This window comes from Serinibacter salmoneus, assembly GCF_002563925.1.
Classification (GTDB): domain Bacteria; phylum Actinomycetota; class Actinomycetes; order Actinomycetales; family Beutenbergiaceae; genus Serinibacter; species Serinibacter salmoneus.
In genome coordinates this window covers 2,413,995-2,429,467 of the sequence record NZ_PDJD01000001.1, presented here as the reverse complement: position 1 = coordinate 2,429,467, position 15,473 = coordinate 2,413,995, and the positions used below count along the sequence as shown (strand labels likewise).

Sequence of the window (15,473 nt, the reverse complement as noted above, 5' to 3'; positions counted from 1 at the left end):
GGCCCCGGCTCGGTGGGGATCAGCCGATGAGCCGGTCCCCGTCGTCCTCGTCCAGGGCCCGCAGCGTGGCGGTGTCCAGGCCGAGCACGGCCACCTCGTCCGGCCGGTGCCGCAACACCGTGTCCAGATAGGAGGGCACCGCCTCGCTCAGCGGCACGTCGCGGTCCTGCTGCTGGCTCAGGTACCACCGGTGCTCCAGCACCTCGTGGAACGCCTCCGCGGGCTCCAGCTTGCCGCGCATCTCCCGCGGGATGGCGCGGATCGTGGGTTCGAAGACGTTCGTGAGCCAGTCGTGGGCCACGAACTCCTCGTCCTCGCCCTGGCGATCGGTCGACATCCGGTAGGAATCCAAGTCGTTCAGCAGGCGCCGCGCCTGGTTCTCCTGGACGTCCAGACCGGTCAGTCGCATCAGCCGGCGGTGGTGGTGACCCGCGTCGACCACCTTGGGCTGGATCCGGATCCGGGTGCCGTCGATGTCGGTGGACATGTCCAGTTCGCCGACGTCGAAGCCGAGGTCGTTCAGCCGGTCGATGCGCGCCTGCACCCGCCACAGTTCGCCCGGCTCGAACCACTCCGAGCCCGTCAGTTCCTTCCACAGCTCCTCGTAGCGCACCACGAGCATCTCGCCCACCGTGAGGGTGTCGACCGTGGAGTCGAGGATCTCCCCGGCCTCGAGGTCCATGAGCTCGCCGATCACGTTCACCCGGGCGATCTCGAGGTCGTAGGCCCGCTGGCCCGGGGTCAGCGCCTCGTGCAGGTCGCCGGTCTCGGCGTCCACGAGGTAGGCCGCGAAGGCGCCCGCATCGCGGCGGAAGAGGGTGTTGGACAGGGACACGTCCCCCCAGTAGAAGCCGTTCAGGTGCAACCGCACCAGCAGCACGGCGAGCGCGTCGATGAGGCGGGTCGCGGTGTCGGGGCGCAGGTACTGGCTGAACAGGGCGCGGTAGGGCAGGGAGAACTGCAGGTGCTCCGTGACCAGCGCCGGCGTGAGGGGTTCACCCTCACGGCTGACCCGACCGGTGACCACACCCACGGGCTCCACGGAGGGCACATCGATCCGGTCGAGCTGACGCAGGAGGTCGTACTCGCGGTGCGCCACGCTCTCACCGATCTCCTTCACGGCGATCACGCGCCCGGAGAGCTTCACGAACCGCACCACGTGCCGGGAGATGCCGCGGGGGAGCGCGGCGAGCACGTCCTCGGGCCACTCCTCCAGGGGCAGGTGCCACGGGAGCGTGAGGAGCGCCGGGTCCGGGGACGCGGCGATGATCTGCAGGCGGTTGGGCACGGGTTGATCCTCTACTGGCGGGTGTGCGACTCGAACGCGGAGGTCAGCGTAGCCGCTGCGCCACGAGCGGCGCAGCCTTCGCCAGATCCACCACCGCGGGATGCTGCGGGTCGGCGAGGATGTCGCGCAGGCTCCCGCTCGCCACGAATGCGCCGTCGGCCATCACGTGCACGAGCGGGCAGAGGCGGTCGATCGCCTCGATGTCGTGGGAGACCACCAGCATCGTGATGGACATCTGCTGGGCACGATCGGCGAGGCGGCGCAGCACCTCGGCGCGCAGGCCGGGATCGATGGCGGTCAACGGTTCGTCCAGCAGCATCACGTCGGGTCGGGTGGCCAGGGCGTGCGCGAGCGCGAGTCGCTGCCGTTCGCCGCCGGACAGCGTGACGATGCGGCGGTCGATGACGTGCTCCTCGAGTGCCACGAAGGCAAGGAGCTCCTCGATCGGGGTCGCGTGGGTGCGGCCGGCCTTGCGGGCCACCTTGAGGGCGTCGGAGAGGTACTTCAGCACCGTCAGCCGTGGGTCGGAGGTGGGGACCCCGTACTGCGAGACGTGGCGCACGGCTCCCGCGAAGGTCTTCTTCTCCCGGCGGCCGAGGCGGGCGACGGCGTGGCCGCGGTAGGTCACGGTGCCGGTGGTCGGTCTGCGGTTGCCCAGCAGCAGGTGCAACAGGGTGGTCTTCCCGGCCCCCGAGGGTCCCACGATGCCGACCGGGTCAGCGGGTCGACTCAGGGTGAGATCGATGCCGCTGACGACCTCCTCGTAGTCGTAGGAGAAGCTCGCCCCGCGGGCCTCCAGGATCACCTCGACGTCTCGTGCCATGACTCCATTGTCCGTCAGTCACTGGGGGTCTCCTGCACACGCGGGTGCGGGCGGGAAGGGTCGTGCATCCGGTACCGGGAACGCCACAGGGGCGACCCCGCTGCTGCGGGACCGCCCCTGTGGATGCAACCGGTCGTCGTCGGGCCTCAGCTGGGCAGGCGCAGACCGGTGGCGTAGGAGAAGTTGTGCTGCTCACCCGGACGGATACGCACGTAGATCGTGCTGCCGGTGGTCGGCACGGTGCGCGGGTCCACGCGCACGATGACCTGCGAGTCGCCGGTGGTGCCGGAGGAGACGTCCGCCTCCGGCACACCCTTGAGCTGACCGTAGACGAAGGCGTCGGAGCCGAGCTCCTCCACCAGATCCACGGACACCGGGAAGGCGCCCTCGGCGCTGGCGTCCACCAGGTCCAGGGACTCGGGGCGGAAGCCCACCTGGATCTGGCTCTCGTCGGCTTCGGTGAGCGCGGCCACGGCCTCACGGGTCAGCGGGATGGAGGCGGTACCCACCTGCGCGGCGCCGTTGACGACCTTGAAGTGGCCGATGTTCATCGCCGGGGAGCCGATGAAGCCGGCGACGAAGACGTTGGCGGGGGTGTCGTACATGTCGCGCGGCGTGCCCACCTGCTGCAGCAGGCCGTCCTTCAGCACGGCGATGCGGTCACCCATCGTCAGGGCCTCGGTCTGGTCGTGCGTGACGTACACGGTGGTGACACCGAGGCGGCGCTGCAGCGAGGCGATCTGGGTGCGGGTCTGCACGCGGAGCTTGGCGTCCAGGTTCGACAGCGGCTCGTCCATGAGGAACACCTGCGGCTGACGCACGATGGCGCGGCCCATGGCGACACGCTGACGCTGACCACCGGAGAGGGCCTTTGGCTTGCGGTCCAGGTACTCGGTCAGGTCGAGGATCTTGGCGGCCTCCTCGACGCGCTGGCGGATCTCGGCCTTGGACTTGCCGGCGATCTTCAGCGCGAAGCCCATGTTGTCCGCCACGGACATGTGCGGGTACAGCGCGTAGTTCTGGAACACCATCGCGATGTCCCGGTCCTTGGGCTGCACGTCGGTGACGTCACGGTCACCGATGAGGATGCGGCCGGCGTTGACGTCCTCCAGACCCGCGAGCATGCGCAGGGAGGTGGACTTCCCGCAGCCGGAGGGGCCGACGAGAACGAGGAACTCGCCGTCGGCGATGTCCAGGTTCAGGGAGTCCACGGCGGGACGGGTGGAACCGGGGTAGAGGCGTGTTGCGGCGTCGTATGTGACGGTAGCCATGCGGACAAACTTCCCTTCACCGGCAGGTACGTGCCGGACGATCCGTTGTGAAGAGTGGCAGCAGCGTCTGCGCTGACACGCCGAGGGCGGGAGCGCAATGCCCCTGCTCCGCGGCGGTCTCATTCTCGCACAGCTCACCCGGTGGTGGTGTGAGAGATCTCTCACGTCCGCGCCCACTCCCGCGCCGACTCCTGCGTCCTCTCCCGCGCCCTCACCCGCCGAGCGTGTGGTTGTGCCAGCCCTCGCCCGTCGAGCGTGTGGTTGTGCTGCGCCGGCGCGTGTAGACGCTGCGCAACTCATCGTTCGGCGCACCCCACTCCCGTCGAGCGTGTGGTTGTGCCAGCCCTCACCCGCAGGGCCGGGCCGGGCGGTGTGCAGGGTGCTCCCCGGCGGGCCGAGCGCGAGTCCGCGCCGTTCCCGGCTGTCCACAGAGGGGCGAGTGCCGCGGCGAATCCCGGCTGTGCTCAGGTGCGCTGCGCCGTCGTCCGCAGCGCGGCGAGAGTGTTGCGATGGCGACCACGATCAGAACGGGTGAGCAGCAGGTTCCTATCCTCGCTGACCGCGCGCTCACCGAGACCGCTCGGGCGATGGCAGCCCGGCAGTGCGGCATCGTCTCCACGCGCCAACTCGACGCGGCAGGCGTGGGGCGTTCGACCCGCACGACCCGCGTGCGTGCGGGGCGGTGGGTGCGATTGTGCCGAGGGGTGTACGACCTCGCGGCGTGCGCCCCCGCGGACCTCACCCATGAGCAGCGAACGCGCCGCGCCGCCTTCGTGGCGCTGGTCACCTACGGCGACCGGGCGATAGCGGTCGGCCTGACGGCGCTGACGATCCACGGTGTCTGGGGTGTGCCGATGCGCGAGCCACCGCAGATCACCACCAGTGACATCGGGGGCAGGGCCGGGCGTGGAAGCGCTCGATGCCGTCGCTTCGAGCCCGGCGAGGTCTGGACTGTGGATGGGCTGCGGGTGGTCGAGCCCTGTCTGGCGTTGGCGCAGGCCCTACCCGAGGTGGCGCCGCGGACCGCCCTCGGCCTGCTCGACAGTGCGCTGCATCGCGGAGTCATCACTGAGGCCGACCTCGTCCGCGTGCGGGCGTTGATGCGAGGTCGTCGCTGGTGCCGACGGGTGGCAGTGATCTGGGACCTCGTGGATGGCCGGAGGGAATCGCCACTGGAGTCCTGGGCCTACTTCGACCTGACGGCCGAAGGTCTGGAGCCGACCGGCATCCAGGTCCCGGTGCGCGACGAACAGGGCGTGGCGCGCGCCCGCGCCGACATCGCTCTGGTTTTCCGTGACGGGTCGCACCGCTTCCTGGAGCTGGACGGTCGCGAGTGGCACGACCAGCCTGGAGTCGATGACGCGCGCGACAACACGATCGCCGTCCTCGACGGCACACCCGTGCTGCGGTACGGCTCGGCGGCACTGGGTCGCGAAGGACGGATGGTGCACGACGTACGGACGCTCGCGATCGCTCATGGTGGGATCGTGCCGCCCGACCGTCGATTGCACTCCGTGGATCCCGAGGCGTTCGTTAGTCCGCGGCCGTTCTCAACTCGTTCGTCATCCCGAGCTCCCTCAGCGGGTGTCCAGGGGTGAGCGACTCGTCCTCCTGCACCCGCCCGTCCAAGCGGAATCCCTGACGCAGGTAGAACTGGATCGCCTGCTCATTGCCGTCCAGGACCCAGCGCCGCGCGATCGAGCAGCCTCGGTCCGCGAGCGTATCCAGAACTACGCGCAGGAGCGCGTACCCCGTCCGCACGTGGGCGATCGTGTCGGAGTCCGCGCGCATCGCCGCTCGAACCGTCACGGCACTGCGGGGTTCGCGTGCGTGGGGGCTGCGCAACGGCACGTTCGGCGGTGGTGGGGTTCGCCGAGTGATGGGTTGGGCGGGGTTGGCGTGCGTCAGCGCTGCGCAACGGCACGGTCGGCGGGTGGGGCCCAGCCCAACGGCACGCTCGGTCAGGCGGAGGCGCGCAGCGCGCGCAGCACCTCACCGAGCAGCGTCACCATCGCCGCCTCGTCGGCGACCCGCAGGCTCGCGGCGCTCTCGCCCTCGCCCACCTTCACGCCGAGGTCACCCGCCACCAGGGAGGCGAGCGCGAACTCGTCGGTGGTGTCATCGCCGGCAAACAGGACCGCGACCCTGTCCACCCCGACCCCCGAGGCATCCGCCACCTGCGCACGCATCGCGGCGACGGCGTCGGCCTTGGTGACCGAGCGCACCGCGATCTCCACGACCCGCTTGCCGTGGATCGTGTGCACGCCCGGCAGCGAGCCCGGCCCGGTGAGTGCCTCCTCGGTGGCGCGCTCGGCGTCCTCCGGCTCCGCCTTCCGGGTGTGCAGCACCCGGCCGAAGGTCTTGTGCTCCACCCACGAGCCCGGGGCGGACGCCACGATCGACTCGAGCGATGCGGTGAGCTCGGCGAGCAGCGCGAGTTCCGCCTCGGTGGCGCCGCCCGCCTCCACCTCGAGCTCACCCGAGGGCGAGACGTGGCCACGTTCCGCGCCGTGCGAGCCGGCCAGCAGGGTCCCGGGCGGGGGAGCGGCGAGCGCCGCGAGGTCCGCGAGCCGCCGGCCCGAGACGAGCGCGAGCTGCACCCGCTCCAGCGCCGCGAGGCCCGCGAGCACCTCGGCGCCACCGGCCACGATGCTCACGGCCATCGGGTCGTCCCGGAACGGGGCGAGCGTCCCGTCGAAGTCGAGCGCGATGAGCAGGCGCTCGGCGCCCGCCCACTCCCGGATGCGTGCGGTCTGGTCCTCCTGCAGCGTCAGTTCCACGCCCCCAGCCTTCCGTGTTGTGCCCGACGGCGCAGCCTCGGTCATGTGGTCCTGCTCACCTCACACGTGGCTCGTGCGGGAGGGCCCGGCATTGAGCGTGCCCAGGAAGTTCTTCGCCCACTGCTGCACGTCGTTGTCGACCACCCGGCGGCGCAGGGAACGCATCCGGCGGCGACGTTCCTTGGGCCGCATGTCGATCGCCTCGGTGATGGCCCGCTTCATCCCGTCGATGTCGTGGGGATTGATGATGAGCGCCTGCGCGAGTTCGTCCGCGGCGCCGGCGAACTCGCTGAGCACCAGCACGCCGTCGAGGTCCACCCGTGCGGCGACGTACTCCTTGGCCACGAGGTTCATCCCGTCCCGCAGCGCCGTGACGAGCATGACGTCCGCCGCGAGGTAGAGGGCCACCATCTCCTCCAGCGGGTAGGAGTGGTGCATGTAGTGGATCGCGGCCCGACCGAGGGAGCCGTGGTCGCCGTTGATGCGGCCTACCGTCACCTCGACCTCGTCCCGCAGCTGCTTGTAGGAGTCCACGTTCTCCCGGGACGGGCTGGCGACCTGCACCAGCGTCACCTCCGGCACCACCAGGCGGCCGTCGTGCAGGAGTTCGCCGAACGCCTTCAGCCGGTGCCGGATGCCCTTGGTGTAGTCCAGCCGGTCCACGCCCAGCAGCACCGTGTCGGGATCGCCGAGGTCGCGGCGGATCTCCTTGGCTCGCTCGATGACCTCGGGGCGCTGTGCCACCTCGGTGATGCCGGTGGTGTCGATGGAGATCGGGAACGCGGCGATCCGCACGTGACGCTCGGGGCGGGTCCAGCGGCTGCCGATCGTGACGACCTGGCCGCGGGTGGTCCACTCGGTCAGGCGACGCACGGAGCGCTGGATGTTGCCGGCGTCGGAGGTGCGCTGGGTGCCGATGAGATCGGCACCCAGCAACCCGTCGAGGATCTGCTTGCGCCACGGCAACTGGGCGAAGATCTCCGGCGGCGGGAAGGGGATGTGCAGGAAGAAGCCGATGCGCAGGTCGGGCCGCAGCGCCCGCAGCATGGTCGGCACCAGCAGCAGCTGGTAGTCCTGGATCCAGACCGTGGCCTCCTTGGCGGCCACCTTGGCGGCCTCCTTCGCGAAGCGCCGGTTCACCCTGACGTAGGCGTTCCACCATGCCCGATGGAACACGGGATCCACCACGGCATCGTGCAGCAGCGGCCACAGGGTGCCGTTGGAGAACCCCTCGTAGTACAGCTCCACGTCCTGTTCGGACAGGTCGACCGGTACCAGGTGCATCCCGTCGGCGTCGAAGGGCTCCAGGGTGACGTCCGGCTTCCCGGGCCATCCCACCCAGGCGCCGTCGTTCGCGCGCATGATCGGGGCCAGGGCGGTGACCAGCCCGCCGGGGGCGCGCTTCCAGGTGGGGCTGCCGTCCTCGGCGACGTCGGCGTCCACCGGGAGCCGGTTGGCGACCACCACGAAGTCGTAGGCGCCGTCGGCCTCCGGGTCGATGCTGTCGGGCAGCACGGTGGGGGCGAGCGTAGGAGTGGGTTCGGGGTCGGGTTCGCTGGCAGCTCCGATGGTCACGGTCCTAGGTTAGGCGCTCGGATCGCGAACCCACCAAGGCTTCCCCAAGAATCCACCCCCGGGTGCGCCACCGGCTCGGCCTCAGCCCTCGCCCTCCAGTGCCAGCCGCACGGCATCGGCTGCCGACGCCGCGTACGGTCGCGCATCCGCGACCGCCATCGGTGCGGCGTGGCGCGCCTGCAGCGTCACCACGAACGCATCCGTCCCGGTGGCGCCCTCCTCGCCGCCATGACGTCCTCGCACCAGCCAGCTGAGCGCGAGTTCGCCCGGTGCGCTTCCGCCCTTGAACCACACCTGGTCGGCGTGCGCCGCGGTGTGCTCGGGCAGCCCCGGATTCATCGCGAGGATCTCCGGGAGGGGTGCCCCCGCCGTCGTCCCGGCCGCCTGGCGTAGCCATGCCCACGCCGCGGTGAGGTCGTCGGCGTCAGCGAACCAGTCCAGTCCGTCGGGCCAGGCGGCATCGGTGACCGCCTCGGCCTCGACCGCCAACGTCTCGGGGAGGTCCGCGAGCATCGTGCGACGCTCGTCCGCGGAGGCCTCCCGCCACCGCGCGCGCCGTTCCTCCCGCTCCGGGGCGGCGCCCGCCCAGGCGAGGTGGAACATCTCCCGAGTGCTCGGGAAGGGTGTGAGCAGCTCGGGCCGGGCGTGTCCCATCGCGACCACGGCTGCCTCCACGCGTTCGCGGCCGAGCGCGTCGATGAGCAGGTCGGTGGCGGTGTTGTCGCTGATGGAGATCATGAGCTCGGCGGCCTCCCGCACGGTCACGACGGTTCCTGTCTCGGCGTCCTGCAGACGCCCGGTGGGGAGGCTGCGCAGCTCGTCGGTGACCGCGAGTTCGTCCTGCCACCCGATCGTGCCGTCCGCCACCGCCTGCGTGAGCGCACCGAGCACGTACACCTTGAACACGGATCCGATCGGCCACGCCTCCTGCTCCCCGACGGCGAACGCCGGCTCGCTCACGCCATCCTCTCCCAGTCGCGTCACCACGAGAGTGGTGTCGGCCGGCAGGCGATCGACGGCGTCGCTCAGCTCCTGCCACGTCGTCGCCTCGGTGTGGGTGTACGGCTCCTGGAAGAGCAGGGTGTGGATCAGCCCGTCCTGCGCCAGGGTGAGGGTGAGCTCCAGCTCGGTGCCCGCGGTGTCGCGGATCGTGGCGAGTGCCCCGTCCTGGTCGGCCTCGTACCCCACCACCTGCCACGGCCCGGTCAGGCCGAGTCGCGTCAGGGTGAGGCGCAGATCGTCCGCCGAGATCTGGGCGAGGGTGGCCTCGGAGACGTGCGCGATCACGTCGTCGGTGCTCGCCGGGGTGTCCGGGTCCAGGGCCTCGGTGACCCAGGTCACCTGGCGGCCGAGATCGTCGGCGGGGACCTCGGCGTCGTCCCCGGCCCCCGTCTCCTGCCCAGTCTCCAGACCCGTCTCCTGCGCCTGCTCCGCTCCGGCGTCCGCCGCCTCGGAGCCGCTCGGGGCCGCGTCGCCTCCGGAGCATCCGAGGAGCAGCGTGAGTGCTGTGGCCGCGATCGCTGAAGCCGAGATCGTGGGCGTGGGGGGCCGACGGCGCATCCTGCCATCCCAGCACAGGAACGGACCCACTGGGGTGACGGGAGTCGCCGCGGTTCCCCGCCCGTGCGCGGGCCGCCGACTACCGTGGGAGGGTGAGCGCACCCGGGGATCAGATCGGCGGCTATGTGTTGCGCCGGCAGATCGGCTCCGGCGGTATGGGCGCCGTGTGGGAGGCCACCACCGCCGAGGGGCGCGGGGTCGCGCTGAAGTTGCTGCATCCCGGCTTCTGCGCCGACCCTGACGCTCGCGCGCGGTTCTCCCGCGAGGTGGCGAACCTGCAACGCCTGCGCAGCGACCGTGTGGCCCGGGTGCTGGATGCGGACCTCGAGGGCGAGCGGGCCTTCATCGTCACGGAGTTGATCGACGGGCTGAGCCTGGCCGACTCGGTGGCAGCGGAGGAGGCCTTCCACCCGCTGGATCTCGCCCCACTCGCCCGCGGGCTGCACGAGGCAATCGCCCATGTGCACAGCGCCGGCCTCCTGCACCGTGACATCAAGCCCGGGAACGTGATGCTCACCTACTCCGGGCCGGTGCTGATCGACTTCGGCATCGCGCAGGTGGTCGACGACGACCGGCTCACCCACACCGGCTTCGTCACCGGGACTCCGGGTTACCTCGACCCGACCGCACTCTCGGGGGCCGCGATCGGGGCCGAGGGAGACTGGTTCGGGTGGACGGCGGTGCTCCTGCTCGCGGCGACCGGTCGGGCACCCTTCGGCCGCGGCGGCATGGACGCCGTGCTCGCCAGGTTGAGCACGGGGCGCCCCGATGTGGAGGGCCTGCCGGACGGACTCGCCGCCTCGTTCTGGCTCGCGCTGCACCCCGACCCGCAGCGACGCATGCCACCCGCGGACCTTCTCGCGCGCCTGGATGCCTACGCCGAGGGCGAGGATCTGCCCGCGCCGAGTGCCGCTGCCGCGGGACTTGCCGATGCCTCGCTCGCCGACCCGGCGATCGGAGGCGAGGCGACCCGGGTGGTCGCACCGCCGCCACCCCCACCGGGTGCCGCCCCGTTCGAGGCGGCGGCAGGGGGTGGAGCCGATGTGCGCGGACAGGCACCGCCGCCTCCGCCTCGCGACACAGCACAGGCCCAGGCGCCCAGGTCGCCGGCTCGGGACTCGGTGGCCGCGACCAGGACGATGCCGTGGCAGCCGACCAGTGCTGCTGCTCCCGGCTCCCCGCCTGGCTCGCCCACCACGCCGCTGCCTCCGCTCGCCGGGCGGGATCGCGCCGATCGGCACGTTGAGCAGTCCGGCGCGGGCCTCGGCGGCGGCGTGCGTGGCGTCGGTGCGGGCGGCGGGCTCGAGGACGCCGGTGCGCCGCAGCCACCGGTGCCGGCGTGGGCGATGCCGCCCCGCCCGCGGCCAGGGATGGTGATGCTCTCCGGGCTTCTCGTACTCGCCGTCGCCATTGCCTGGCCCGGAATCGCCGTGATCGCGGTGTCGGCGGGGTTCGTGCTCGCGACCGCCGCGGGCATGGTCGAGCGCCGGACTCGCCGCCGCCGCCTCGCCGCAGGCAAGCGGCGCTCGGACTCCTTCGTGGCGACGGCGTGGAGCCTGCCCCTGCTGCTCGCGGCCGTGCCGATGGCGCTCCTGCCTCTCCTGGTCGGGGCGCTCGCGGGCGCCGCCGTGCTGTGGCTGGGTGCGCAACTGGCCGGCCCGGATGACCTCGCGGGGATCGAGGGCCTGGCCCGGGTCACCGGATCTGCTGCGTGGGCAGCGTTGCTCCCTCCGGCGGCGCTCGCGGCCGCGCTGCTCGCCGCCTGGTGGGTCCCGATCGCAGAGGTCACCAGGCACGGGGCGCGCGCGGCCTGGCGAGCCGTGGCACCCAGCGGCGGTGCCACCCGCACGTGGGTGGCGATCCTGCTCGCGGTGACCCTCGCCGTCGGGATCACGGGATGGTTCCTGCCGGTGGACTGGGCGCCACTGCCTGCTCCGGCCCTCCTCCAGGGCACGGGGATCCCGGTCGGGTGATCGCCCGCCGGGGTGCTAGGGGCGCGCGGCGAACCGCTCCAGGAGCGTGGTGTCCCCGCTGACCACGATCAGGTCCTCGCCGTCGATCCGGGTCTCTGCGGTGGCGTACTCGAACGGTCTACGCGGTGCCTTCACCCCCAGGACGGTCACGCCGTACCGCTTGTGCACGTCCGCCTGGCCGAGCGTGAACCCGTGCAGTTCCTGCGGTGGGCGCATCTTGACGATCGTGAAACCGTCCTCCATCTCGATGTAGTCCAGCATCCGGCCCGAGACGAGGTGCGCCACGCGGTGCCCCGCGTCGTACTCGGGATAGACCACGTGGTGGGCGCCGATGCGCTTGAGGATGCGGCCGTGCTCGGCGGTGATCGCCTTCGCCCAGATCTGGGGGATCTCCATGTCCACGAGATTCCCCGTGGTCAGCACGCTCGCCTCCAGGTCGGTACCGATCCCGACCACCACCGTGCGGAACTCCCGGGCTCCGAGCTGTTCCAACGCGTCCGGGTTGCGGCCGTCGGCCTCCACGAGTGGGAGCACGCCGCTCCACTGCTGGATGAGGGCCGGGTCCCGCTCCACGCCGAGCACCCGTCTGCCCAGGTCGTCCAGGGTGGAGGCCAGCGCGCTGCCGAAGCGCCCGAGCCCGATCACGAGGACGGCCTCGGGGTCGCTCTCGCGACGCGCGTCCCGGCGGGCATCGCGGGTGTCGCGGGGTCGGTGATCAACCAATGATCGGCCTTTCCTCGGGGAGTCGGATCACGCGGCGGCGGTTGCGCAGCGCGAGGGCGGCGGCGAGGGTCATCGTGCCGATCCGCCCGAAGAACATCAACACCACGAGCAGGACCTTGCCCGACTCGGGGAGCAGCGGCGTGATCCCGGTGGACAGCCCGCAGGTCGCGAACGCGGAGATCACCTCGAACAGGATCACGTCCAGGCGCAGGTTGGTCAGGTTGAGCAGGATCAGGGTGGAGACCCCCACGATCGTGGCGCCGATGAAGGAGACCGCGATCGCGACCCGGATCACGGCGGGGTCGATCCGCCGCCGGAAGACCTCTACGTCCCGATCGCCGCGGGCCTCGGCCACGATCGCCAGGAGCAGCACCGCCAGCGTGGTGACCTTGATCCCGCCGGCGGTGGAGGCGGAGCCGCCGCCCACGAACATCAGCGCATCGGTGAGGAACCAGGTGGACTCGTGCATTGCGCCCACGTCCACCGTGGAGAACCCGCTGGAGCGCGGCGTGATCCCCGCGACCATCGTGGCCAGCACACGGTCGGCGAGCGGCAGCGCGCCGAGGGTGCGCTCATTGGTCCACTCGAACGCGCCGATGGCGATCGTGCCGCCCACGAACAGCGCGGCGTAGGTGGTGAGGGTGAGCTTGGTGTGCAGAGTCACGCGGCGTAGTGAACGCCGCCGGGTCCAGACGTTGAGGATCACGGGGAAGCCGACGGCGCCGATCGCCGTGCCGATGATCAGGGGCAGGCACATCCACCAGTCACCCACGTAGGGCGCCATGCCCTCCGGGAGCACCACGAACCCGGCGTTGTTGAAGATCGAGACGGCGAGGAAGACCGCCTCCCACGCCGAGGCGAGCGCAGGCACACCGAGCGTGAGGAACCGCGGGAAGAGGATCAGCGCCAGGGTGACCTCCACCGCGACGGAGGCGATGATGACCGCGCGGATGAGGGAGCCGACCTCACCGAGCTTGTTCGTCTTGGTCTCGCTCGCCGTCAGCAGGCGCTGGGTGAGCCCGATCCGCCGGGAGACCGCGAGGCCGAGGATCGAGGCGAGTGTCATCACCCCGAGCCCGCCGATCTTGATGCCCACCATGATGACGAACTGGCCGTACGTGGACCAGTAGGTCGCCGTGTCGACCGTCACCAGACCGGTGACGCAGACCGCCGAGGTGGCGGTGAACAGGGCGTCGACGAAACCCGGGCGTTCCCCGGATGTGGTGGCGATGGGCTGCCACAGCAGCAGGGTCACGATCGCGATGACGGAGGCGAACACGCCCACGGCGAGGCGGGCGGGGGAGTGGCGCGCCACGTGGTCCAGGGCGTCGCGCCGCTTGGCGAGGAACTCGGGTAGTCGCATCAGCGGCCCCAGTCGCCGAGGCTGCCCTGCAGCGCATCGATCACCAGGGTCGGCAGTGGGTCCCGCTCGTGGGCGGGCAGACCACGTTCCACCCAGTGGTGAGCCACGCCGTCCAGCACCGCGACGTGCCCGGCGAGCGCGTAGGCGCGCTGGGGGCGGGGGTCCGGTTGCAGGTGCAGGGCGACGGCTTCGAGGTAGTCCGCACGCGCAGCCTGGCGCGCCGCGCGGGCCGGGGCGGCCTCGGAGCCGAGGGTGCCCAGGGTGTGCGACCAGGCGCTGGGGTGCGCGGCCACGTGGTCCAGGTGGGCCTCCACGGCGATGCGCATGTACTCCCGCGCCGGTGCGCCGTTGATGCCCGCCCAGGCACCCGCGACACGCTCGGCACGCTCGGCAAGCCGTGTGGCCACGGCGGCCGCGAAGAGGTCGGCCTTGGTAGGGAAGTAGTGGTACACGAGGGCCTCGGAGATGCCGGCGCGGCGCGCCACGGCGGCGACGGGCGGCCCCGCACCCTCGTCCCCGGCGCCGTCGTCCAGCACGCTCAGGGCGGCGGCAACGATGGCCCCGCGGCGCTCGGCGGGTGCCAGGCGCGTGCGCTCGGTGCTCCTCACCCGGTTCACCCTACTGAGGTCGGGGCGGATCGCCCGGGCAGCGGTACGCCCGGTTTGTTGAGTCACACTCAGTAGCGGGGCTATGCTGAACTGAGTCCCACTCAATAGGAGGCACTCGGATGACACAGCAGACGGCTCCCGACTGGACGCAGCACGTGATGTGGTGGCAGGTCTACCCGCTGGGGGCGCTCGGTGCACCGATCCGCCCGGATGAGGCGCCCACGGGCGCAGGCGGGGATGGACGCACACTGCGCGACCTGATCGGGTGGCTCGATCACCTCATCGACCTCGGCCTGAACGGCCTTGCGCTGGGGCCCGTGTTCGCCTCGGGCAGCCATGGCTACGACACCGTCGACTTCGACGTGATCGACCCGCGACTGGGTGACCGTGCGGACTTCGACGCTCTCGTCGCGGCATGCCACGAGCGCGGCATCCGGGTGCTGTTGGACGGTGTCTTCAACCACGTCGGCGAGCACCACCCCTGGGTGCGGCAGGCGCTCGCGGAGGGGCCCGCCGGCGCACGCGCCGACTTCTTCCGCATCGACTGGGACGCGGCCGGCGGGCCGCGCCCGGCGGACTTCGAGGGGCATGGCTCCCTCGTGGCCCTCAACCACTCCAACCCGGCGGTGGCTGCGGAGGTCGCGCGCGTGATGATCCAGTGGCTCGACGCGGGAGCGGACGGCTGGCGCCTGGACGCCGCCTACGCCGTGCCCGCCGCGTTCTGGGCACGCGTGCTGCCCCGGGTGCGCGAGCGACACCCGCAGGCCTGGTTCGTGGGGGAGATGATCCACGGCGACTACCCGGGGTATGTGTCCGCCTCGGGGCTGGATTCCGTGACGCAGTACGAGTTGTGGAAGGCGATCTGGAGCAGCCTGCGGGAGGAGAACCTGTTCGAGTTGGACTGGAACCTGCGCCGGCACGGTGAGTTCGCCGAGACCTTCGCCCCGATGACGTTCGTGGGCAACCACGATGTCACCCGGATCGCCAGCCGGGTCGGCGCGGACAAGGCGGTGCTCGCGGCGACCGTGCTGTTCACCGTCGCCGGCGTGCCGAGCGTGTACTACGGCGACGAGTGGGGTCTGGAGGCGCTCAAGGAGGAACGGATCGGCGGCGACGACGCGATCCGGCCGGCGCTCCCGGACGCCGCGAGCGCGACGGACCTGTCCGGGACGGCGCACGGTGACCGGGTGCAGGGCGCCTACCGTGCGCTGGCAGCGCTGCGTCGGCGGCACCCGTGGTTGCACCGTGCCCGCACCACCATGGTGGAACTGACCAACACCCGCTGCGTCTACCGCTGCGCCGATCCCGGCAGCGATGCCGGCCTCGAGGTCGAGCTGGATCTCACCGGGGCAGGCCGGCCGGTCGCGCGGGTGCTCGGTGCGCACGGTGAGGTGCTCTTCGCCGGCTGAGGCCTCGCGCGCGACGTGCGCGTCGCGCGACCGTACGGGTCGCGGGAGAAGGCGTCGAGCCCCGGTCTCTGCTCGGAAGACCCGTTCTCACATGCTGAGT

Annotated in this window: 13 protein-coding genes; 3 read left to right on the top strand and 10 right to left on the bottom strand. The window is 71.4% G+C overall.

The genetic code is table 11. The features are described from left to right. Positions 1 to 19 precede the first annotated feature (19 nt). The 3 genes from ATL40_RS10860 to ATL40_RS10850 all read right to left on the bottom strand — a co-directional run bounded on the left by ATL40_RS10860 (position 20) and on the right by ATL40_RS10850 (position 3,382). A complete protein-coding gene (locus ATL40_RS10860) occupies positions 20 to 1,288 on the bottom strand; it encodes a DUF4032 domain-containing protein (RefSeq protein WP_098469541.1) in 1,269 nt (422 codons plus the stop codon). 43 nt (positions 1,289 to 1,331) lie between these two features. After that, on the bottom strand, positions 1,332 to 2,111 hold the full coding sequence (locus tag ATL40_RS10855; protein WP_098469540.1) for an ABC transporter ATP-binding protein: 780 nt from the start codon (positions 2,109 to 2,111) through the stop codon (positions 1,332 to 1,334). Positions 2,112 to 2,257: 146 nt separating this feature from the next. Next, the gene (locus ATL40_RS10850) at positions 2,258 to 3,382 is read right to left on the bottom strand and encodes an ABC transporter ATP-binding protein (RefSeq protein ID WP_098469539.1); all 1,125 of its coding nucleotides are present in this window, start codon (positions 3,380 to 3,382) and stop codon (positions 2,258 to 2,260) included. Between the two features lie 509 nt (positions 3,383 to 3,891). On the opposite strand from ATL40_RS10850, the gene ATL40_RS10845 reads away from it, so the two are divergent. Next, the gene (locus tag ATL40_RS10845) at positions 3,892 to 4,980 is read left to right on the top strand and encodes a type IV toxin-antitoxin system AbiEi family antitoxin domain-containing protein (protein WP_098469538.1); all 1,089 of its coding nucleotides are present in this window, start codon (positions 3,892 to 3,894) and stop codon (positions 4,978 to 4,980) included. On the opposite strand, the gene ATL40_RS14760 is transcribed toward ATL40_RS10845, so the two are convergent. The 4 genes from ATL40_RS14760 to ATL40_RS10830 form a co-directional block, all read right to left on the bottom strand. Continuing rightward, on the bottom strand, positions 4,916 to 5,173 hold the full coding sequence (locus ATL40_RS14760) for a GNAT family N-acetyltransferase (RefSeq protein WP_143556948.1): 258 nt from the start codon (positions 5,171 to 5,173) through the stop codon (positions 4,916 to 4,918). The two genes, ATL40_RS10845 and ATL40_RS14760, sit on opposite strands and share 65 nt — an antisense overlap. A gap of 170 nt (positions 5,174 to 5,343) precedes the next feature. Next, entirely contained in the window at positions 5,344 to 6,162 is an 819-nt protein-coding gene (otsB, locus tag ATL40_RS10840; RefSeq protein WP_169925945.1) for a trehalose-phosphatase, read from the bottom strand. 60 nt (positions 6,163 to 6,222) lie between these two features. Then, positions 6,223 to 7,677: an alpha,alpha-trehalose-phosphate synthase (UDP-forming) gene (locus ATL40_RS10835; protein ID WP_098470451.1), complete on the bottom strand. Its 1,455-nt coding sequence runs from the start codon at positions 7,675 to 7,677 to the stop codon at positions 6,223 to 6,225. 141 nt (positions 7,678 to 7,818) lie between these two features. After that, positions 7,819 to 9,297, bottom strand: a complete 1,479-nt coding sequence (locus ATL40_RS10830; RefSeq protein ID WP_098469536.1) for a serine hydrolase — start codon at positions 9,295 to 9,297, stop codon at positions 7,819 to 7,821. A 92-nt stretch (positions 9,298 to 9,389) separates the two neighbouring features. On the opposite strand from ATL40_RS10830, the gene ATL40_RS10825 reads away from it, so the two are divergent. Next, positions 9,390 to 11,270 carry a serine/threonine-protein kinase gene (locus ATL40_RS10825; RefSeq protein ID WP_098469535.1) on the top strand — a complete coding sequence of 627 codons (1,881 nt, stop codon included), beginning with the start codon at positions 9,390 to 9,392 and terminating at the stop codon, positions 11,268 to 11,270. A 15-nt stretch (positions 11,271 to 11,285) separates the two neighbouring features. Here ATL40_RS10825 and ATL40_RS10820 read toward each other — a convergent pair whose 3' ends face one another. From ATL40_RS10820 to ATL40_RS10810, 3 genes are read right to left on the bottom strand one after another with little or no spacing between them, the layout of a single operon-like run. After that, positions 11,286 to 11,993: a potassium channel family protein gene (locus ATL40_RS10820; RefSeq protein WP_098469534.1), complete on the bottom strand. Its 708-nt coding sequence runs from the start codon at positions 11,991 to 11,993 to the stop codon at positions 11,286 to 11,288. Further along, the gene (locus tag ATL40_RS10815; RefSeq protein WP_098469533.1) at positions 11,986 to 13,356 is read right to left on the bottom strand and encodes a TrkH family potassium uptake protein; all 1,371 of its coding nucleotides are present in this window, start codon (positions 13,354 to 13,356) and stop codon (positions 11,986 to 11,988) included. The genes ATL40_RS10820 and ATL40_RS10815 overlap by 8 nt, the downstream gene beginning before the upstream one ends. Continuing rightward, positions 13,356 to 13,964: a TetR/AcrR family transcriptional regulator gene (locus ATL40_RS10810; protein WP_169925944.1), complete on the bottom strand. Its 609-nt coding sequence runs from the start codon at positions 13,962 to 13,964 to the stop codon at positions 13,356 to 13,358. Before ATL40_RS10810 ends, ATL40_RS10815 begins: the two co-directional genes overlap by 1 nt. A gap of 119 nt (positions 13,965 to 14,083) precedes the next feature. On the opposite strand from ATL40_RS10810, the gene ATL40_RS10805 reads away from it, so the two are divergent. After that, entirely contained in the window at positions 14,084 to 15,373 is a 1,290-nt protein-coding gene (locus tag ATL40_RS10805) for an alpha-amylase family protein (protein ID WP_098469532.1), read from the top strand. The last annotated feature ends 100 nt before the right edge of the window (positions 15,374 to 15,473 follow it).